General features: G+C 39.4%; 12 protein-coding genes. 8 read left to right on the top strand and 4 right to left on the bottom strand.

The genetic code is table 11. From position 1 onward, the window contains the following. Positions 1-65: 65 nt before the first annotated feature. Positions 66-1,115: a serine hydrolase domain-containing protein gene (locus ACOI22_RS10030; RefSeq protein WP_420671888.1), complete on the top strand. Its 1,050-nt coding sequence runs from the start codon at positions 66-68 to the stop codon at positions 1,113-1,115. 269 nt (positions 1,116-1,384) lie between these two features. On the opposite strand, the gene ACOI22_RS10025 is transcribed toward ACOI22_RS10030, so the two are convergent. The 4 genes from ACOI22_RS10025 to ACOI22_RS10010 form a co-directional block, all read right to left on the bottom strand. Then, complete coding sequence (locus ACOI22_RS10025) at positions 1,385-2,293, bottom strand: YihY/virulence factor BrkB family protein (protein ID WP_420671887.1); 909 nt, start codon at positions 2,291-2,293, stop codon at positions 1,385-1,387. Positions 2,294-2,437: 144 nt separating this feature from the next. Continuing rightward, the gene (locus ACOI22_RS10020; RefSeq protein ID WP_420671886.1) at positions 2,438-3,733 is read right to left on the bottom strand and encodes a M24 family metallopeptidase; all 1,296 of its coding nucleotides are present in this window, start codon (positions 3,731-3,733) and stop codon (positions 2,438-2,440) included. Then, on the bottom strand, positions 3,723-4,757 hold the full coding sequence (locus ACOI22_RS10015) for a YHYH protein (RefSeq protein ID WP_420671885.1): 1,035 nt from the start codon (positions 4,755-4,757) through the stop codon (positions 3,723-3,725). Before ACOI22_RS10015 ends, ACOI22_RS10020 begins: the two co-directional genes overlap by 11 nt. Positions 4,758-4,875: 118 nt before the next feature. Continuing rightward, positions 4,876-6,945 carry an EAL domain-containing protein gene (locus ACOI22_RS10010; protein ID WP_420671884.1) on the bottom strand — a complete coding sequence of 690 codons (2,070 nt, stop codon included), beginning with the start codon at positions 6,943-6,945 and terminating at the stop codon, positions 4,876-4,878. 327 nt (positions 6,946-7,272) lie between these two features. On the opposite strand from ACOI22_RS10010, the gene ACOI22_RS10005 reads away from it, so the two are divergent. The 7 genes from ACOI22_RS10005 (at position 7,273) to ACOI22_RS09975 (ending at position 17,941) form a co-directional block, all read left to right on the top strand. Next, positions 7,273-8,040 carry an exodeoxyribonuclease III gene (locus tag ACOI22_RS10005; RefSeq protein ID WP_420671883.1) on the top strand — a complete coding sequence of 256 codons (768 nt, stop codon included), beginning with the start codon at positions 7,273-7,275 and terminating at the stop codon, positions 8,038-8,040. 89 nt (positions 8,041-8,129) lie between these two features. Further along, a complete protein-coding gene (locus tag ACOI22_RS10000; protein WP_420671882.1) occupies positions 8,130-8,813 on the top strand; it encodes a CPBP family intramembrane glutamic endopeptidase in 684 nt (227 codons plus the stop codon). A 156-nt stretch (positions 8,814-8,969) separates the two neighbouring features. Continuing rightward, positions 8,970-9,776 (top strand): UDP-2,3-diacylglucosamine diphosphatase, encoded by an 807-nt coding sequence (locus ACOI22_RS09995; RefSeq protein WP_420672354.1) that lies wholly within the window; start codon positions 8,970-8,972, stop codon positions 9,774-9,776. Positions 9,777-10,206: 430 nt separating this feature from the next. Beyond that, on the top strand, positions 10,207-11,004 hold the full coding sequence (locus ACOI22_RS09990) for a hypothetical protein (protein ID WP_420671881.1): 798 nt from the start codon (positions 10,207-10,209) through the stop codon (positions 11,002-11,004). 272 nt (positions 11,005-11,276) lie between these two features. Then, entirely contained in the window at positions 11,277-12,851 is a 1,575-nt protein-coding gene (locus ACOI22_RS09985; protein WP_420671880.1) for a hypothetical protein, read from the top strand. Positions 12,852-13,361: 510 nt separating this feature from the next. Further along, positions 13,362-13,778, top strand: a complete 417-nt coding sequence (locus ACOI22_RS09980; RefSeq protein ID WP_420671879.1) for a malate synthase — start codon at positions 13,362-13,364, stop codon at positions 13,776-13,778. 182 nt (positions 13,779-13,960) lie between these two features. Next, positions 13,961-17,941 (top strand): EAL domain-containing protein, encoded by a 3,981-nt coding sequence (locus ACOI22_RS09975; RefSeq protein WP_420671878.1) that lies wholly within the window; start codon positions 13,961-13,963, stop codon positions 17,939-17,941. The last annotated feature ends 8 nt before the right edge of the window (positions 17,942-17,949 follow it).

The following is a 17,949-nucleotide window of genomic DNA, read 5'->3' as shown; positions in this document are numbered from 1 at the left end:
TGTTTAGTCTATCGGCTTCATCGAAGACCCAAGAACCTCAGAGCTTAAAAAGCTGGCAGGATAAAATGAATAAATCTGATTTCTCAGGTAGTGTGCTAGTGGCTCACAAAGGTGAAATTATTTTTCAAGACTTCTTTGGACTGGCTAATCGAGAAACTAATACCCCATTCAATATCAAAACAGTATTTGATGTTGGCTCAATCACCAAGCAGTTTACTGCGACAGCAATAATGAAACTCGTTCAAGAAGATAAGTTATCTTTACAGTCAACATTAAGTGAATTTTTTGAGAATGTACCTGAAGATAAAAAGGGGATCACACTTCATCACATGTTAACTCATTCAGCAGGTTTTCCGTTACTAGCTCATCCAGACGGTGCTACGCATGACTTGATATATACAGAAACGAAGCGTGAAAAATTCATCGAACATGCGCTAGATAAAGAATTATTGTTTTTACCGGGAAGTAGGTATCATTATTCAAATATTGGCTATGGTTTATCGGCTTCCATTATTGAAAAAATCACTGGTATGCCTTGGGAGTTATATATTCAACAACATATTCTATCGCCTGTTGGTGTAAAGCAAACAGGATACCGTTTATTGATAAGAGAAAGTGAAAACTTAGCGGTTAATTATGGTCGTGATCCGAATGTTTTTCAAAAAGCGCTGTCGATGCAAGCAGCAAGTAAATCGGTAGGACATTCATTGCAACACCAATACGATAACCCTGGACCGCGTTGGCATATGGAAGGCGCTGGTGGTTTTTTATCTACTCTTACTGATATGTACCATTGGTATTTAGCATTATCATCAAGGAAAATATTGAATGAAGCGTCTTGGCAAACAATGTTTACTCCTTACATTGCCGAGAATAAAAAGGCGACATCTCATTATGGTTATGGCTGGGCTTTAAGTAAGAGTAAAAGTGGGCATAGAAAAATTGAGCATACCGGTTCAAATGGTTATACCTACGCTGTATTTCAGTATTACCCTGATGATGAAATGTTCATCTTTATTGCGACAAATAATTGGGACGACTATCCAACTAAATTAGTAAAAAAGATTGAGTCGCTCGCTTTTGCTCTAGTTCAGGAAAGTAAGATACATTTATAAAGAACTTAAATTAGATTTTAAAAATCGTAATATCATGGAAAATAAAATATTTTTGTAGTAACTTAATCTTAGGGGTATAAAGTGGGGTATCATAACCGATACCCATGTGACTAATTCAATTAAAACAATTAGTTAAGATCTATATGGGCGGCATGATGTAAGCCAGACATTCCCACTTGAGGCGCTATTAGTTATTGATAGCGCCAAAATGTGAATATAAAAAAGCCCGTAAAGTTAAGCTTTGCGGGCTTTTTTGTACTTAGGCTATATTAAACGGGCTCTTGCTCTTTAATTTGTTTTTCAACCAATACGGCAGTGTTGCGGGGTATAATTTTTTTACCCTGCGCTTGCATGTGGACACGGGTAAATGCTGCACCAAATAACAAAATAAGTGATGAGTAATAAACCCAAAGCAATATTAAAACTACCGAACCGGCAGCGCCATAGGTTGACGCCGTAGCGGTATAAGCCAAGTAGGCGGCAATACCATAGCGGCCTAATGAAAACAGAATGGCAGTAATAAGCGCGCCTAATAGCACGTCTTTCCAGCTAAGCACTACATCGGGTAGCACTTTAAAAATAGTAGAGAATAGAAGCGTAATCATAGCCAATGATACTAAAAACTCTGCGCTGCCTAGAAGCAATTCAACAAAGGGAAGGAACTCTGCTGTAAAATTCAGTACAGCACGAAGGGCCACCCCAAACATCAGTGATACTAAGAGCACGAAGCCTATGGATAACACTACAGTGAGTGAAAAAAGGCGTTTTCTTGCTAGCATGTACAAGCTATTTTTATTGGGATTGGCGGTAACGCCCCAAATAGAATTAAGTGAATATTGCATTTGCCCAAACACCGTTGTTGCACCCAACATAAGTGCACCCACACCCAACAAAGTGGGCCAAATGCCTGATTCTTCAATGCGTGATTGGCTTACCGCGCGCTCAACCACTGAGGCTGCTTCAGCGCCCATTACGTCAGTGAATTGAGCTACTATCTCACCTTGCGCCGCCTCTTCGCCTAATACTAATCCAATTACGGTAACCGCAATAATCACAATAGGGGCGAGCGAAAATAAAGTATAAAAGGCCAAGGCACCAGCAAAGCTAAAGGCGTTCTCGTCAAGCCAGACTTTACCTGAATCTTGTAGTACTTTTTGCCAATACCGCAAAAACTCCATTATAAAAGCGCTCCGTTGAATAAAGCTAAAGTGCTTGAAAATTACGCTTTAGCTCTAGTTGTTTATATGGGGAAAGGATAAACAGTTAATATAATTGGTACAAGTCACAAATACATTTAGTTGCTATGCCTATGGCTGTTTCAATTAAGCATTTAAAGGAGCAAGCCCCCCAATAGGTGAATCAAGAGATTCTGGCGGCGTAGTAAACCATTGCACACCCTCGTTGTTCATGTATACGCAATCTTCTAAACGTACGCCAAATTCTCCTGGAATGTATATGCCGGGTTCATTTGAAAAGCACATGCCCGCTTTTAGCACTTGCTGTTCACCACGCACAAAATTCACTGGTTCATGGCCTTGCATGCCAATTCCGTGGCCGGTACGATGTGATAAACCTGGCAGTTTGTAATCAGGGCCGAAGCCTTGTTTAATATAATAAGCCCTTACGGCATCATCTACTTTTCCTGCTGCAACACCTAAGTTTGCGGCCGCAAATGCTACATTTTGACCTTCACGCACTGTGTCCCAAACGCGGCGCTGCTTTTTATTTGCTTCACCAAATACGAATGTACGGCTTATATCTGACTGATACCCTTCAACGCTGCAGCCGCAATCCATCAGCACAATTGAGCCTTCGCGTATTGTTTGCGCTTGTTTTGTGCCATGCGGATAGGCACTGGCTTCATTGAATAAAGCCATGTTCCAAATGCCCTTGCCACCCAGTGCGGCCTGCGTGTTGCTCATAAGCTGTTTTAGCTCAGATTGGCTCATGCCAAGTTCAAGCTTTGACCATACGTGAGCATAGGCGCTTAAGGTAATTTCATTGGCCTTGTGCATAAGGGCTAATTCATGAGTGCTTTTATACATGCGACAGCCTAGAGTGATAGGATCAGCACTTATATCCGCCATATTTGGCAATAATGACATTACGCCTTGTTGCACGAAATACCTAACTGAGCTTTCAAAGGCAAGGCTTCCGCTACTTATTTTCCTATCGTTTAGTATTTCTTTTACGCGCTGAAATGGGCTTTCATGCTCTTGCCAAACGCGCACGTCTTCCCCTACCTGTAAGCTTTCTCGAATACTAGGCTCTTCAAAAAACGGACACACAACCGCTATATCGCCTTCTTGCGGAATAACAACCGCAGTTAAGCGCTCACTGCGCCACCACTGAATTCCTGTAAAATAATCCATAGCCGGGCCAGGCTCTAACAACATCGCGTGTATGTTGTTTTGTTGCATTAACGATTGCGCTTTGATAATTCGTTCGCGCCTTTCACTTGCGCTTATAGGCTGAATCCCAGCTGTTAAATCTTTCAGCACGTGTGTTTTTGCTTTGGTCTTTGTTGCACTTTCGCTTGCGAATGCTTGGCCAACTAAGGGTAGCGTGGCTATAGCGGCACTTGCCGTTTTTAAAAATTGTCTTTTACTAGTGGTCATTTGATTCTCCATGAGGGCCACCCATGCCGCCACCTGGAGGTGGTCCGCCCTTGTGGCCGTTAATAGGGCGCACGGTTTCACCATGCAGGCAGCCTATAAATATGTTTTCACTGGGGCTAGCCGCATGGTAATGGTAACCACGACTAGCGTCGCTTGAACCGCGGCAATTATCCAAATCTTCACTCTCATTGCCACTGGCATCTTTCATGGCGTAAATAGCATAACCATCAATCGCATAACCAATAAGCGGCGCATGGCCATCATCAAATTTGTCAGCTTTGTTGGTACAGCCCGTAGATGAATGATAATGATAGGCTTGATGAACATTAATATGTCCGCCGCAATCATCGAATGCGGCAATGGTATAAGCACCTAATATAGCATCAATGGGGGCTGGGCCCGACAATTCACTGCCATCTAGTGAAATGCCCGCTGTGCGTACCCTTCCTGTTTCAACTGCTGGAATAGGTGTAACGGGTATTAAATAAGTCACTGAAAAGTCATCATCTAAGTAATCTAGTTCGCACTCAATACAATTTTGCATGTATTGTTCTTCAACATCAGGTTTGGCGGCTCCTAGGCAGGCTTCTTTGGTAGCGGTGTAGCGCACTTTATTTGTTTGCACATCATATACCATCCACTTTTCATCATCATAATATTCATCAAGTTTCATGATGAACTCACCCGTAATATCAACTAAATCACCGCTACCTTCTTTACTAAACCATGCACCACCTTTGTCGGCGCCATCACTTGTTGTACGCGGACAAAACGGACCGGGTTGGCGCTGTGCGGGTGCGCCGGTTGTGGTTAGTTTGTAGCACTTTGTTTTAGTACCGGCATCGGTTGTACAGTTTACTATTTCGGGTGTTTTAGAAAATGCACCTTCAACAAACATGGAAAGATCAAGCCCTGTCGGTAGACTTGGTTTAATTTCAGATTCAGTCTTCTCAGCTTGTTGGCAAGCACTTAGGCCAAGTGATATCAAAAGAGCTAACGCTATATTACAACTTGCGGTTTTCATAATTAACCTTTTCGCTTTATCAAAATAAGGTAGAAATATCATGCTACAAGTTTAGCTTATGTAGTTGACATTAAATGTGCAAATAAGATGAATTTTGAAGTATGCATTAACAAGTCTGCTAAAACTTATCAAATGCAAGTAAGTCACACTCACTTAAGGGTTCGCTAAAATAAAACCCTTGGGCAAAGTCACATGAAAACTTTTCTAGTGCGGTTAGCTGCTGAAGCGTTTCAATCCCCTCGGCTACAACGCTTAGGCCTAAACTATTTGCCATTGCAATAGTGGCCTTAACTAGGTCGCAATCGGCTTTATTATGCGGTAAGCCTTTAACAAAAGTTTGGTCTATTTTAATGACATCAAACGCATAGTGGCGTAAGTAACTTAAAGATGAATAGCCTGTTCCAAAATCATCCATAGACAATTTTACGCCAATTTCACGAAGCTCATTTAAGGCTTCATCAATATACGACTTGCCCATCATGAGTACGCCTTCAGTTATTTCAAACTCTATTAATTTAGGGTCTAGCTCAAGCGTTGAAATGTTATGTTTTAATGTATCTAAGAAGCTTTTATGCCTAAATTGCCGAGGTGATAAATTAATTGCCATTGTAAAAGTAGTAGCATAACGCAGTTGCCATTTATTAAGTACTTCAAGGGCCTTGTTAATTGCAAACTCACCAATAGGTACAATCAATCCAGTTTGTTCTGCAATAGGAATAAACTCATCGGGCTCAAGTACTCCTAGTTTTGGGTTTACCCACCTTAATAATGCCTCTGCCCCCATAACTTTTCGATTTTTTAAGTCAATTTTGGGCTGAAAATACAAAGTGAATTCATTGCGCTCAAGAGCCAAATGCATTTGCTCTTCAATTTCAAAGCGTCGAAGCATTATGACGTTCATTTCATCAGTAAAGAATGAATAGGTGTTGCGACCATTTGCTTTCGCTTGGTACATGGCGGTATCAGCATTTCTAAGCAAATCTGATGCGTTCTTCCCATTTTCAGGGCATATAGCAATCCCTATGCTGAGAGTAAGTATTAACTCACGATTATCTATATGAAATGGTTCAGTAAAAATATGTAATAGGTGCGTCACAATATCCATGGCATTCGCTTCATCAATAATATGGTGCAGTAATACAATAAATTCATCGCCGCCCAGGCGTCCTACAGTATCTTCTTTACGAATGGCACAGCTTAGCCGTTTGCTCGCCTCAATAAGTAGTTTGTCACCCACCTCGTGTCCTAAAGAATCATTTACCTTTTTAAAATCATCTAAATCTAGAAAGAGGACTGCCGTTTTACTTCGCGTCCGTTTTGATTCTTCTATCATGTGTTCCAAGCGGTCTAATGACAAAAAGCGATTAGGCAAAGAGGTAAGGGCATCATAGTATGCGTGTTTGCGAATGATTTGAGCGCTTTCATGCTGCTCAGTTATATCTCTAATAATCACAACCACTTGTTGATTATCTTTTAGGTAGCTCAATCGTGCTTCAAAATGCGATACACCTTCTAATAAATTTACCGCATAATTAAATTGTGATACTCCACCACGTGTTATTACCTGCTCAATACATTCGTTGAATGGAGCAATTGCTTCACTAGGAAGGACGCTGGTCATAAGCCTCCCTACAAATTGCTGTGGCGCAAAATTGAGCTTTTTATCATTACTGGCACGATAATCAATAATGGTTGCGTCTTCTTTTAATAAGAAGAATAAGTCAGGAATGGCTTCAAACACCGTCTCAATAATATTATCTTTTAAGGTAACTTGTGCTTGAGCTTGTTTTATTTCTGCTAGGTTTATATCAATACAGTACATTTGTTTCGTTCTGTATTGGTTTGCAAACATAACGTGGTTTGAAAATACGTTAACGTCTTTTTGACGATTATCATGCAAGGTAATTTCAGCGGCAGGAATTTCAATATTATGGCGTAGCCAATTTGAGTGCGCGTTTATAACACTCTCGCGCATATACCTAGGGATTATAAGGTCTTCAAGCTTTCTGCCCATAGCTTCAAGCTTACTAAAGCCATAAAGTACTTCGCTGCCCTTATTCCAATAAATTACTTGTCTATCTTCGTTATAGCCTTGTACCGACAAAGCTTCCACAGAATCGAACAAACTATGAATAGCTTCGTCTACAAGGTTACCAATAGCAAGTGGGTTTTTACTAAGCTTTCTCATATAGTCAGGCTTATATATCCGTATACTGCAAGTATGGCGTGTTTAAATACTATACAATTGCGGCGTAAGTTTATACTGCTAAAAGCATGCTTTTTGCATATTTTTTCTGCAAAGCGCTCATTTTTATATCAATGAAGGACCAAAATGTTAAAATTTATACATTATTACGTTTTGACTTGGTTAAAGCTAAGTAAGTCTGTAATCGCTTCGCGCTCCTAAGCGATACACGTTTTCCGATTAACAAATTAATCGAATAAGAGTACTTCTTTGTTCTCCTTAAATTGCTACAATTACCAATATTATTAGAAAAGATTAGAAGGACTGTAGATGCGAGTAGTATCTTGGAACGTGAACGGCATTCGTGCCGTATTAAAGAAAGAATTTGCGCACTCATTTGAAACCATGGCTGCAGATATAATGTGTTTTCAAGAAACCAAAGCACAATGCGATCAAGTGGCAGAGGCCATAGGCAATATTGAAGGCTTTCATTTGGTGTCTCATTCTGCGGTTAAAAAGGGCTATTCAGGCACTGCCATTTTAAGTAAGCAACAACCTATATCGGTGCAATATGGATTAGGCATTGAAGAGCATGATCAAGAAGGACGTGTTATTGCGGCTGAGTTTGAGCAATTTATTTTAGTCACCGTGTATACGCCCAACTCAGGCAGTGAATTAAAGAGACTTTCCTACAGGCAAGAGTGGGATGCGGCATTTTTAGCTCATGTTCAAAAACTTGAAGAAAAAAAGCCAGTACTGGTATGTGGAGACTTAAACGTAGCACATAAAGATATTGACTTAGCGCGCCCAAAACCAAATTACAACAAAAGTGCTGGCTACATGCAGCAAGAAATTGATGGTATTGATAACTTAAGCAAGGCAGGTTTTATTGATACTTTTAGAATGCACTATCCTGATCAAGCAACATATAGCTGGTGGAGTTACCGTGCAGGCGCTCGTCAAAGAAACGTAGGCTGGCGGATTGACTACTTCTTGGCATCTAAGGAAATGGCGCCTATGGTAAGTGACGCGCATATTTACACTGATATTTTGGGATCTGATCATTGCCCAGTATCGGTTGAATTAACGTTATCTTAAACGTGTTGTAAATTGAAAGTAGAGTTTTAAGACTTATGGCAGATAACATAGTTAGTCCTTCTTTTTATGTTATTTAGCCTAATTACACCATGCATTTAATTCAACAAACATCTGAGCTTGAAAGTAAACCTGTTTTAGTGGCAAATAGAGAGCGCTGGACCGAGTTGTTTTTGTTGTTTTTTTTACTACCTTGCGGGTTTTACTTTGTGCGTGAATACATGCACTTTGTGTTACTGCCCCTTATGGTGTTTGGCAGCGCGGCTTGCATGTGGGTATTGTTAAAAGACCATAAATTTAAACGATTTCGTTTATGGAATAAAAAAGGGTTTAAGAAGTTAATTAAGCCGGTAGTATTTCAATTTTTTGCGCTAATGGTGTTTACTACGGGTGTCTTTTATTGGCTTGATCCAGAGCAACTTTTCTACTTGCCCAAGTTTGAACTGGAAACATGGCTATTATTGTTAATTGTGTACCCGCTTTTTTCAGCATTGCCGCAAGAGCTCATCTTTCGTACTTTTTTGTTTCATCGCTACAAGCACATTATTCCACGCAAAAAGCATAGAGTATTGCTAAGTAGTGTTGCCTTTGGTTTCGCTCATCTATTTTACGCAAATTGGGTGGCGGTCATTTTATCTATGGCAGCTGGATATGTATTTAGCAAAACATACGCACAGTCACGCTCCACTATTTTGGTTGCGCTAGAGCACAGCTTTTGGGGTGCGTGGGTATTCACCTTGGGCTTAGGTAGTTATTTTACCTCTTCAATGATTTAGAGTCATTGCCGTTCGCTGCTAAAACTTGTACATAAAATCGTCATATCATTGTCATTGTAGATTCACTAAATCGTAAAGTGATTGTCATGTAATCACTCCATTGTGTGAGCCCAAGTAAAGCTGTTATCTAACACCACAGAACTTGGGCAGATTATGATTTCAAAACCGCATTTTCGCAGCGTATTTATTTCAGACACTCATTTAGGAAACAAAGACTGCAAAGCCGATTTCCTCCTCCATTTTCTAAACAATATGACCTGCGACAAACTCTACTTGGTGGGCGATATAGTAGATATGTGGTCAATGAGCCGCCAGTTTATGTGGCCTGAAAGCCATAATGAAGTGATGCACAAGCTGATGAAAATTAGCCACACAAACACTCAAGTCATATTTTTACCTGGGAACCATGATGCGCCTTTGCAAAAATATTCGGGTATGCAGTTTGGTAATATTGAAATTACGCGCCAGTGTGTGCATGTAACTGCGCAGCATAAACAGTACTTGGTGATGCATGGTGACCAATGTGATGGTGACGTAACCTTAGGTAAATTTCATGCCTGGATTGGGGATAAAGGCTACGACTTACTTTTATTTGCAAACCGTTGGTACAACTACTTTAAGCAACTGCGTAATGGCCAATATTGGTCATTGGCTGGTTATATTAAAAAGCGTATAAATGGCGCCAATGCCGCTATAGCTCGCTACAAAAAAGCGACATGCAAACGCGCAAAAGTACTACAGCTAGACGGCGTTATTTGTGGGCACATTCACCATCCAGAATCTGACTATGTAGACGGCATGCATTACATTAATGATGGTGACTGGATTGAAAACTGCTCAGTACTTGTTGAAGATGCTAGCGGTGAAATGATTTTACTTGATTGGATAGATTATTCAAAAGAGTCAACTGTATCGGCCATTAAACCCAAACAGGGTACAGCGTCTGCACCAAAGGTAGCTTAATTGTCAGGCGATAATATCATACACGTCATCACCGCGAAGGCGGTGACCTCCCAATATGTGCCTTAATTTCAAATAAGAATTTGGCGTTGAGCATATATTGGTATCACTTAATGTAGTTTGATAATTTTGTGCAGACATGGGTAGGTTAGCGGACATAGAAGTTTTTATTAACTTTCAAAAGTTATAGCTTAAGGACGTTATACGTTTGAATTAATCGCGGCGGGTCGGTATTTTAACGAGCTAAATACAACTGCAAGTGGAACCCGCTAGGCTCACTATTTCGGCATAAAAAGCCGGTGATATAAACTCTGTTACAATTTCAGCAAATCAGTAAGTACATTTCTATATTTTTTAATGCAATACTTGTTTTAATTTCATGACCTCGCTCTAAGTAGCTCATTTAAAAATTAAACAACCGAGATTTCAAATATTGCATTATAAAAACATAGTCATAATTCCTGCCGGGGTACTCTGCCTTTTTTTACTTCAAATTAACCAAGCTTTGGCTGAGACGATTCAACTAGACAAAGACGTTAACCTAATATTCCATTGGGGTGCTGCTTTGCTGTTGTATGCGCATATTAGCGGGGGTTTTATAGGTATGCTCGCAGGCACTGCAGCGAGTCTGGCACCAAAAGGAAAAGCCCTTCATCGTAAGGCAGGTAAAATATTTTATATAGCAATGTTTATTTGCTACTCAATTGGAGCTTGTGTTGCACCTTTTTTAGAGATGGGGCAAAGAACCAACTTTGTAGCGGGAGTTTTGGCATTATATCTTTTAACCAGCGGTGTTTCGGCAGCTCAACGTCGTAACTTTCGTGCTGGCATTGGTGAAAAATTAGGAATAGTTGTTGCACTTACGATTACTTTGCTTGGCGTATTTTTCATCTATCTAGCGAGTAATAGCCCTACTGGCACTATTGATGATTCACCACCCCAAGCGTTTATGTTATTTGTGGTTGCGGGTTCTCTAGCCTTTATTGGTGATTTGCGAGTGCTTATCGGTAAAACGCTCACTAACACTCAACGGACGATTCGGCATTTATGGCGTATGTGTTTTTCATTTTTCATAGCAAGTGGTTCATTCTTCTTCGGGCAGGCAGGTTTATTCCCTGATTGGTTTAATGCGTCACTTTTGCCTCTGGCACTAGGTTTTTTTCCGTTTATTATTTTGTTGATTTATTTAGTCAAAGAAATACGACAAAGCCACAGATATCGCCATATTTAAAAGCTCATAACTGAGCTTAAGTCAGCCATGTCAGAATGTTCACCTACATTTAAAAGGCAAAAAATGCCTGTTATTGGCCTTCTTAAAATAGACCGTCTACTATCTACCTCGTTCTTTCCGCAAACACTTATTTTAAGGTGTTTGTAAACAACGATAGGGTTTACGAACGCCTTTAGCTTCTTTTATACATATTCAAGTACATAAACCGTATTGGTGTGTAATTTGCTTAGTCTTAAAAAGATTAGCAATGTTAAATTACCAAGAGTGCTTACATGTCCTCAGAAATGATCAATAAATCTTTGCAAATTATCAATGGTTTGTTCAGTAATACTGTAATCCAAGAAGCAGACAAACAATACATTGGCCTGTTCAAAGAGATAACACATAAGGCTTCTAGCGCTGAAAAGAAAGCTTTGTCGGAGGCTCTGCTAAACACAACTTTACCCCACGACAATCCAGTACCCTTATATTTTTTGTTATTTGATTTATTAAATGAATCTAAGTTTTTAGAGTTGTTATTTGAATTTGTCGGCAATACTTTACCGCCCAATATACATAACGAGCTGTTTTGGAGCATTATAAACCGCTCTTTTACCGGCCATAAGCTTTCTAATAAAGTCACCGAGCAACTTAGAAAACACCATGCAAGAACCAGTAGTCGTTGTAATGCAAGCCTAGATGCATTGGGTGTAAGGCGTAAAAAGCAGGTAAGTAGCGTGAAAAATATTGCTATTATCGCACCGCAAATACTGAGCATGGGGCATGCACCCACTCGAGAAGCATTTAATATTTCACTTAACCTAGACCACAGTTTTGGTTGTACAACTTATGTTTTTAACACCAATAGTTTAACTTACACCAACGAGCTAGGTTTATTAGAACCGCTCACGTCTCACGCTAATAAAGAGCTAAAAGGTGGTCAGATAAAAAAAGTGGACTATATGCAGTTTAAGCAAAAAGATGTGCGCATTATTAGCTTTGATCCTGGTCCTCTTACTACAGGCAAAATAGCAACGATTCTTAACACCCTAGAGCAATTTGGCATAGACGCCGTTATTTCCCATGGTGAAAACTCGCTAATACAAGAAGCTATATACGGACTGTTCCCCTCATTGTTTGCAACTACCGGTGGTGTTGTACCTTTTGCGCACTCAGACGCCTATTTTGTACCTAAGCACTTGTTCACAACCGAACATCAAAAAATTACAGAAAACTTTGGGCATAAACAAAATTTTTTATTGGAATCGATGCTAGTCACACCTGCAGGTAAAGAAGAAGGAGTTGTTAATAAACAAGAGTATTCAATTGCAGAAGACAAATTTGTGTACTTAGTTGTAGGTACACGTTTGAAAAAGGAGTTGTGCTCTGAGTTTATTATCATTTGTGAGAGAATTTTAGACCATGCACCAGATAGTGTCATTGCCTTTGCCGGCACACAAGATCTAGTATTAAAAGATTATTTTTCAGAAAAACTAATAGAATCGGGCCGACTAATTCAATTGGGGTTTCAAGGAGACTTGCCAAGAGTTAGTAAAATGGCCGACGTTTATCTCAACCCTCTTCGTCAAGGTGGAGGTACAAGTTCGCAAACGGCCATCATAAACGATTTGCCCATAGTAACTCGAGATCACGGTCACATTAGTGCAGTGGTTCCAGATGAACTTAGACAAAGTACATGGCAGTCGTATTTTGATTTTGCAATCGCACTTAAAGAAGACCCCGAGCTTCTGAAGCAATGGCAAAACACCCTGTCGGTGCACTTTATCGAAAACTTAGACACTCATGAACAGATTTCTAAAATGTATACAAAACTTGTAGAAGTAGCTTCATGCGAATATGGAGTATAAGGAAAATTAAAGCTATTTATTACCCCGTGTGACAGCTGCACTTTTGCGCTAACTGGGGGCTTTTTATGTGTTAATTACACTGGAAATGTCATCAAAAAATATGCTGATTTTTTCTATTACACAAAAACTCAGGCAAAATTTCACACAGCTAATATCACCTTTACGCCTTATTTCACAAATATCATTCGCAGAACCCGTTTTACTTTTACGCTTCTTTTATTTTTAAAACAAGCGCTAATAGTATGAAATATATATAGATTTCATTTGGTTTTAATCTCAATGTTTGTTGTCGCCAAGGTGTAATTCAAAACATTTACACCTATCACAAATTTTTCACAATTTGTAAAATTTACTATGTGTAATTTTCTTTGTGAAATTCTATAATTTTTTGCGTTATGCTTTAACCATCGAAGTAGCAAACCTAATTGCGAAAAGAAAATTATGAAAGCTTTAATAAAAGTTTTTAAGAGTAGCAAGTAACTAAATACAAGATACATTGGAGAATACATTATGAACATGCCAATCGCAGAAATTAATCGCCGCAATATTCAAACTCAATCGTTTGCAGCTGAGCAGGTCATGTTTGCTGTAAATATGGACCAGCAGAATGCATCTGATGTACTTGATAAGCACTTTCCATTACAAAATGGTTCGCATAAAGACGTTAAACAATATGTTGTTTATTTTCGTCACATCATGGCCTTTTTTGCTGACGGAAGCCATTGTGGCTTAGAGAAAAGCCAACAGTTCGTAGGGTTTTTAGGTCACAGCGATGCGCCTGCTGCTATTTTGTTAAAGCAAGATAATGTGCACGTAGAAATGATAATTAGCAAAGATGCGCAAGCTCCTACAGGACAAGATGTTCGTTTAAGCTTTCCTGAAGAGAAAACATTTGCAACCCCCGCGGGTGATGACTACGAAGTATAACTAGTAAGAACACACTGAAAGGCGAGAACGCTTTCGGTGTGATTCAATTTGTTATGTGGGTGCTTACTTTTATAATCCTGAGTGTTTAACTAAAAATCCTTATTAGTACAAAAAAAGTACTATTGCAGTGAGCCCTCATACTATGCGAAAGTATGGTTTATAGTAGTAAGCTCGGCTCTTGAATGATAAAAAATAAAATAGCAATATTACTGATATTGTTTGTCTTAGTAGTAACAAGGGCAGCCTTTTCAGAGCAACCCTCTCAGGCTGATGAACTGTCATATAGTATCCACAATATATACTTAGAGTCTGAGAGTATTGGCGATGAAGTTTATGTTTCCGTTCAAGATAAACGAGGCTTCATATGGATAGGTACTGACAACGGCATTCGAAAATACGATGGTTATAAGTTTCAACATTTTAACCATGACCCAGCTAATCCACGCAGCTTAGGCAGTAATTTTGTCTTCGATATTATTGAAGATAACAATGGTAATTTGTGGTTTGCGGGCAACAAAAACATCAGCTTGTATCACGAAGAAACTGAAACATTTACGGTGTATGACGTTACCAAAGGGAGCATTATTCGAACTTTGGCAGAGGGCCCGAAGGGCCTAATATGGTTCGGGGGAGACAAAGTCGGAATTCAAGCAATTGACCCAGTCAAAGGTGATATTGTCCATGAAATACATTTAGAAGAAACCGCGCGATTTGATGTTCGCAGTATTATTGCCGACAAAAACAACCCGTGTTTATGGATAGCTTCAGGTAATGGCTTATTTAAGCTTAATACGCAAAATTTACACCTTGAACAACTATCGCTTCCTCCCAATTTTGAGCTAGGCAATGAAACGATTCGCCAAGCGCTAATTGATAATCAAGGTAATTTATGGGCAGCTACTAACCAAGGTATACTGCTTTATGATCCAAACTCAGATTCAATTAAGCAATTTAGCGCCAATTATTCATACCCGTCCCCTTACGAAAATATACGTTTAGTAAATGACGATATTTGGAGTGTTTTCCAAGATAGCGATGGTGCCATCTGGTTTGGCACGGGAAAAAGTGGGCTCTATAGATATAATTTGTTCACCCACCAATTTAGCCACTTTGCCTCTTCACGAAACCAGAATGATAAGTTCCCTCCCGCTACAATTTATAATATTTTTGAAGATAATCAGCAGTCATTGTGGATCCCACTGAATACTTTTGGCGTTAGGCGTATGTCAAAAACGTTAGACAGATTCAATAAAATTGTACAATCGGATGGTGATGAAAATGGCTTGTCCCTAAACAATGTCTTAGACATACATGAACATTCCTCGGGTGATATTTTTATTGCCACAGACGGCGGTGGTCTCGACAGATATAACCCTCAAACGGGGGTATTTAAACACTACAGGCATGATCCAGATAATCCTCACAGTATCAGCAGTGACTCGGTTATATCAATGGCCGAAGATAAATTAGGTCAAATATGGGTAGGCACCTGGGCTGGCGGGCTTAATCTCCTCAACACTCGAACAGATAAATTCACACGTATTACCAAAAATAAAGACAATAGCGGGAAGACTGGTCTAGCCAACAACAATATTTTTCGAATAGAAGTGCTACCAGATGGCAGGTTATTACTAAGTGTGTGGACGCTAGGCTTGCAAATTTATGATCCTCTCACAGGTATTTTTGAGTCTTACTTTAGTTCAGATATAGACAGCTCAACCGGCATTCAAAATTCAGCAATAAATGATTTTGAAGCTTCTTCAGATGGTACATATTGGCTTGCGGGAGTTAATGGCTTAGAAAAGCTAGATGTGGCTAAAAGAGAATTTACGTATTATTTAAGTGATGATACGTATGGCACCATCTATGATGTGTTAACCGACACAAACGGACATTTGTGGTTAGCGACCTCGCAAGGCTTAACGTATTTTGAGCCAGAAACAAAATTTACCAAGCAATACACGAAAAAAGACGGTTTAAGTGACAATTTTGTAGTGTCGCTTGAGCAAGACTCTAACGGCGATATTTGGATTGGTACACGAGCCGGATTAAATCGATTTACCCCCCACACTGAGTCGTTCAAAGTGTTTGATCTTGGTGACGGGATTGCTGGCATGCAATTTAATCGTTTTTCGCATTTGAGCGCCAAAAACGGCGATTTGTATTTTGGTAGCGCTGGTGGAATTTCAGTATTTAACCCAAGTAACACAAGGCGAAATGAACAAGTGCCTGATGTAGTTATCACATCAGTTGAGCTGTTTCAGCAACCAGTATCCATTGGTGAGGATTCTATTTTAGAAAAGTCGATTGGTGTGTCTAAAGAAATTCGATTAGATTATGGCCAACGGGATATTACATTTGAATTTGCAGCGCTTAATTTCATTTCTCCTGAAAACAACTCGTATCAATACCGCTTAGATGGCTTAGAAGACACTTACACAACAGTAGACAGCAGCAGACGCCGCGCCCGCTATACCAACTTAGATTCAGGTGAATATACATTCTTAGTAAAAGGTTCGAACAATGATGGTGTTTGGAATAATCAAGATAGAAGTATCTCACTCATAATCAACAAACCTTGGTGGGAAACGTGGTGGGCACGTTTTCTTTTTATTCTGTTTGTTTTGAGTTGCATTAAATGGCAATCAGATAAGTCAAAAAGACGACGTGATATTTTGACTCAAATGGTTAATGAAAAAACAGAAGTCTTGAATAAGGTAAACAGTGAATTAGCCAAAGCCAGTAAAGTAGCTCAACAATTGAATGTTGAATTAGAACAGCGCGTTGAAAAACGTACCGCTGAATTATCGATAGAAGTGGAGGAGCGAAGAATCGCAGAGGCTAAAATGTTTCATATGGCTTTTCACGATCCCCTAACCAATTTACCTAATCGTCAATGGTTAATTAAACATCTTCAAGACTTACTACAAAAATGCCAAAACAATTCAGCATTCACATTTGCACTAATGTTTTTAGATGGAGATAAATTTAAGTATATAAACGATTCCAGAGGTCATTCTTTCGGCGACAAGGTGCTTATAGAGGCTGCACAACGTTTACAAATACTGTTGCATGAGTGCTGCCAAGCTGTTCGTTTAGGCGGCGATGAGTTTATCGTAGTGGTAGAGGGGGATATTACCGAGGCAAAAATGTTGCTGTTTGGTAATAAAGTCATTAGTGCTTTTGAGTCACCTCTTAGCGTAGAAAACGCTACTGTGCCTTTTATGATGAGTATTGGCATAGTTATTTGCGACTATCGATATACGCTTACCGAAGAAGTATTACGTGATGCTGATATTGCGATGTACAAAGCTAAAGAAACAGGCCGTGGATTATGTCAATTATTTGATGAAAACATGCGAGAAGATATGCTTGAAACCATTGAGCTAGAAACAGACATGCTCAAAGGCCTAGAAAATGAAGAGTTTTTTGTTGTGTATCAACCCATTGTCAATCTAAAAACAAGAAGAGTTGAAGGCTTTGAGGCCTTAGCGCGCTGGCAGCATCCTAGCAAAGGTCTTATTTCACCCGAACGATTTATTTCATTAGCGGAAGAGTCGGGGTTTATTTTGCAAATTGGTGAATGGGTGTTAAACAAAGCATTAAAGCAATTAAAAATATGGCAAAACGACGCAAACATAACACATAAAATTAGTATGGCTGTAAATTTATCAGCTAAGCAACTTAGTGATGTTGGTCTCGTAGATATTGTTAAGGAAGCCTTGGCCTCACATCATATTGATGGAAAATATTTAAAATTAGAAATAACTGAATCGGCGCTAATGGAAAACACTACCGAGGTTAAAAGAGTACTCAATGAATTACATACCTGCAGTATTGATTTTGCTATAGATGATTTTGGGACTGGCTATTCATCATTAGCGTACCTTGGTCAACTACCGGTACAGTTCTTAAAAATAGATCGTATGTTCGTAAGCGCTCTTACTGACAACACATTAGATAACCAAAATGCCATTGAAATTGTCAGCGCCATTATCTCTTTAGCGCATAGTTTAAATGTTCATATAGTAGCAGAAGGAATTGAAACTAATCAGCAGCAAAAGATATTAAATGATTTTGATTGCTTACTGGGACAAGGTTCTTTTTTTTCAGAACCCCTTGATTCGAACGCTGCAACAAAGTTTTTATTAAATTACCGTTGACCTTAGAG

This window comes from Glaciecola sp. 2405UD65-10, from assembly GCF_048820975.1.
Lineage (GTDB): Bacteria > Pseudomonadota > Gammaproteobacteria > Enterobacterales > Alteromonadaceae > Glaciecola.
The sequence above is the reverse complement of the archived record's forward strand: the minus strand, read 5'-3'. Positions and strand labels throughout refer to the sequence as shown.

Bases quoted from the DNA above. Each gene is read 5' to 3' on its own strand.
- ACOI22_RS10025 (WP_420671887.1), bottom strand. From the start codon at position 2,293: ATGGAGTTTTTGCGGTATTGGCAAAAAGTACTACAAGATTCAGGTAAA.
- ACOI22_RS10015 (WP_420671885.1), bottom strand. From the start codon at position 4,757: ATGAAAACCGCAAGTTGTAATATAGCGTTAGCTCTTTTGATATCACTT.
- ACOI22_RS10000 (WP_420671882.1), top strand. From the start codon at position 8,130: ATGCATTTAATTCAACAAACATCTGAGCTTGAAAGTAAACCTGTTTTA.
- ACOI22_RS10010 (WP_420671884.1), bottom strand. From the start codon at position 6,945: ATGAGAAAGCTTAGTAAAAACCCACTTGCTATTGGTAACCTTGTAGAC.
- ACOI22_RS09975 (WP_420671878.1), top strand. From the start codon at position 13,961: ATGATAAAAAATAAAATAGCAATATTACTGATATTGTTTGTCTTAGTA.
- ACOI22_RS10030 (WP_420671888.1), top strand. From the start codon at position 66: ATGAATAAATCTGATTTCTCAGGTAGTGTGCTAGTGGCTCACAAAGGT.
- ACOI22_RS09985 (WP_420671880.1), top strand. From the start codon at position 11,277: ATGTCCTCAGAAATGATCAATAAATCTTTGCAAATTATCAATGGTTTG.
- ACOI22_RS10020 (WP_420671886.1), bottom strand. From the start codon at position 3,733: ATGACCACTAGTAAAAGACAATTTTTAAAAACGGCAAGTGCCGCTATA.
- ACOI22_RS10005 (WP_420671883.1), top strand. From the start codon at position 7,273: ATGCGAGTAGTATCTTGGAACGTGAACGGCATTCGTGCCGTATTAAAG.
- ACOI22_RS09980 (WP_420671879.1), top strand. From the start codon at position 13,362: ATGAACATGCCAATCGCAGAAATTAATCGCCGCAATATTCAAACTCAA.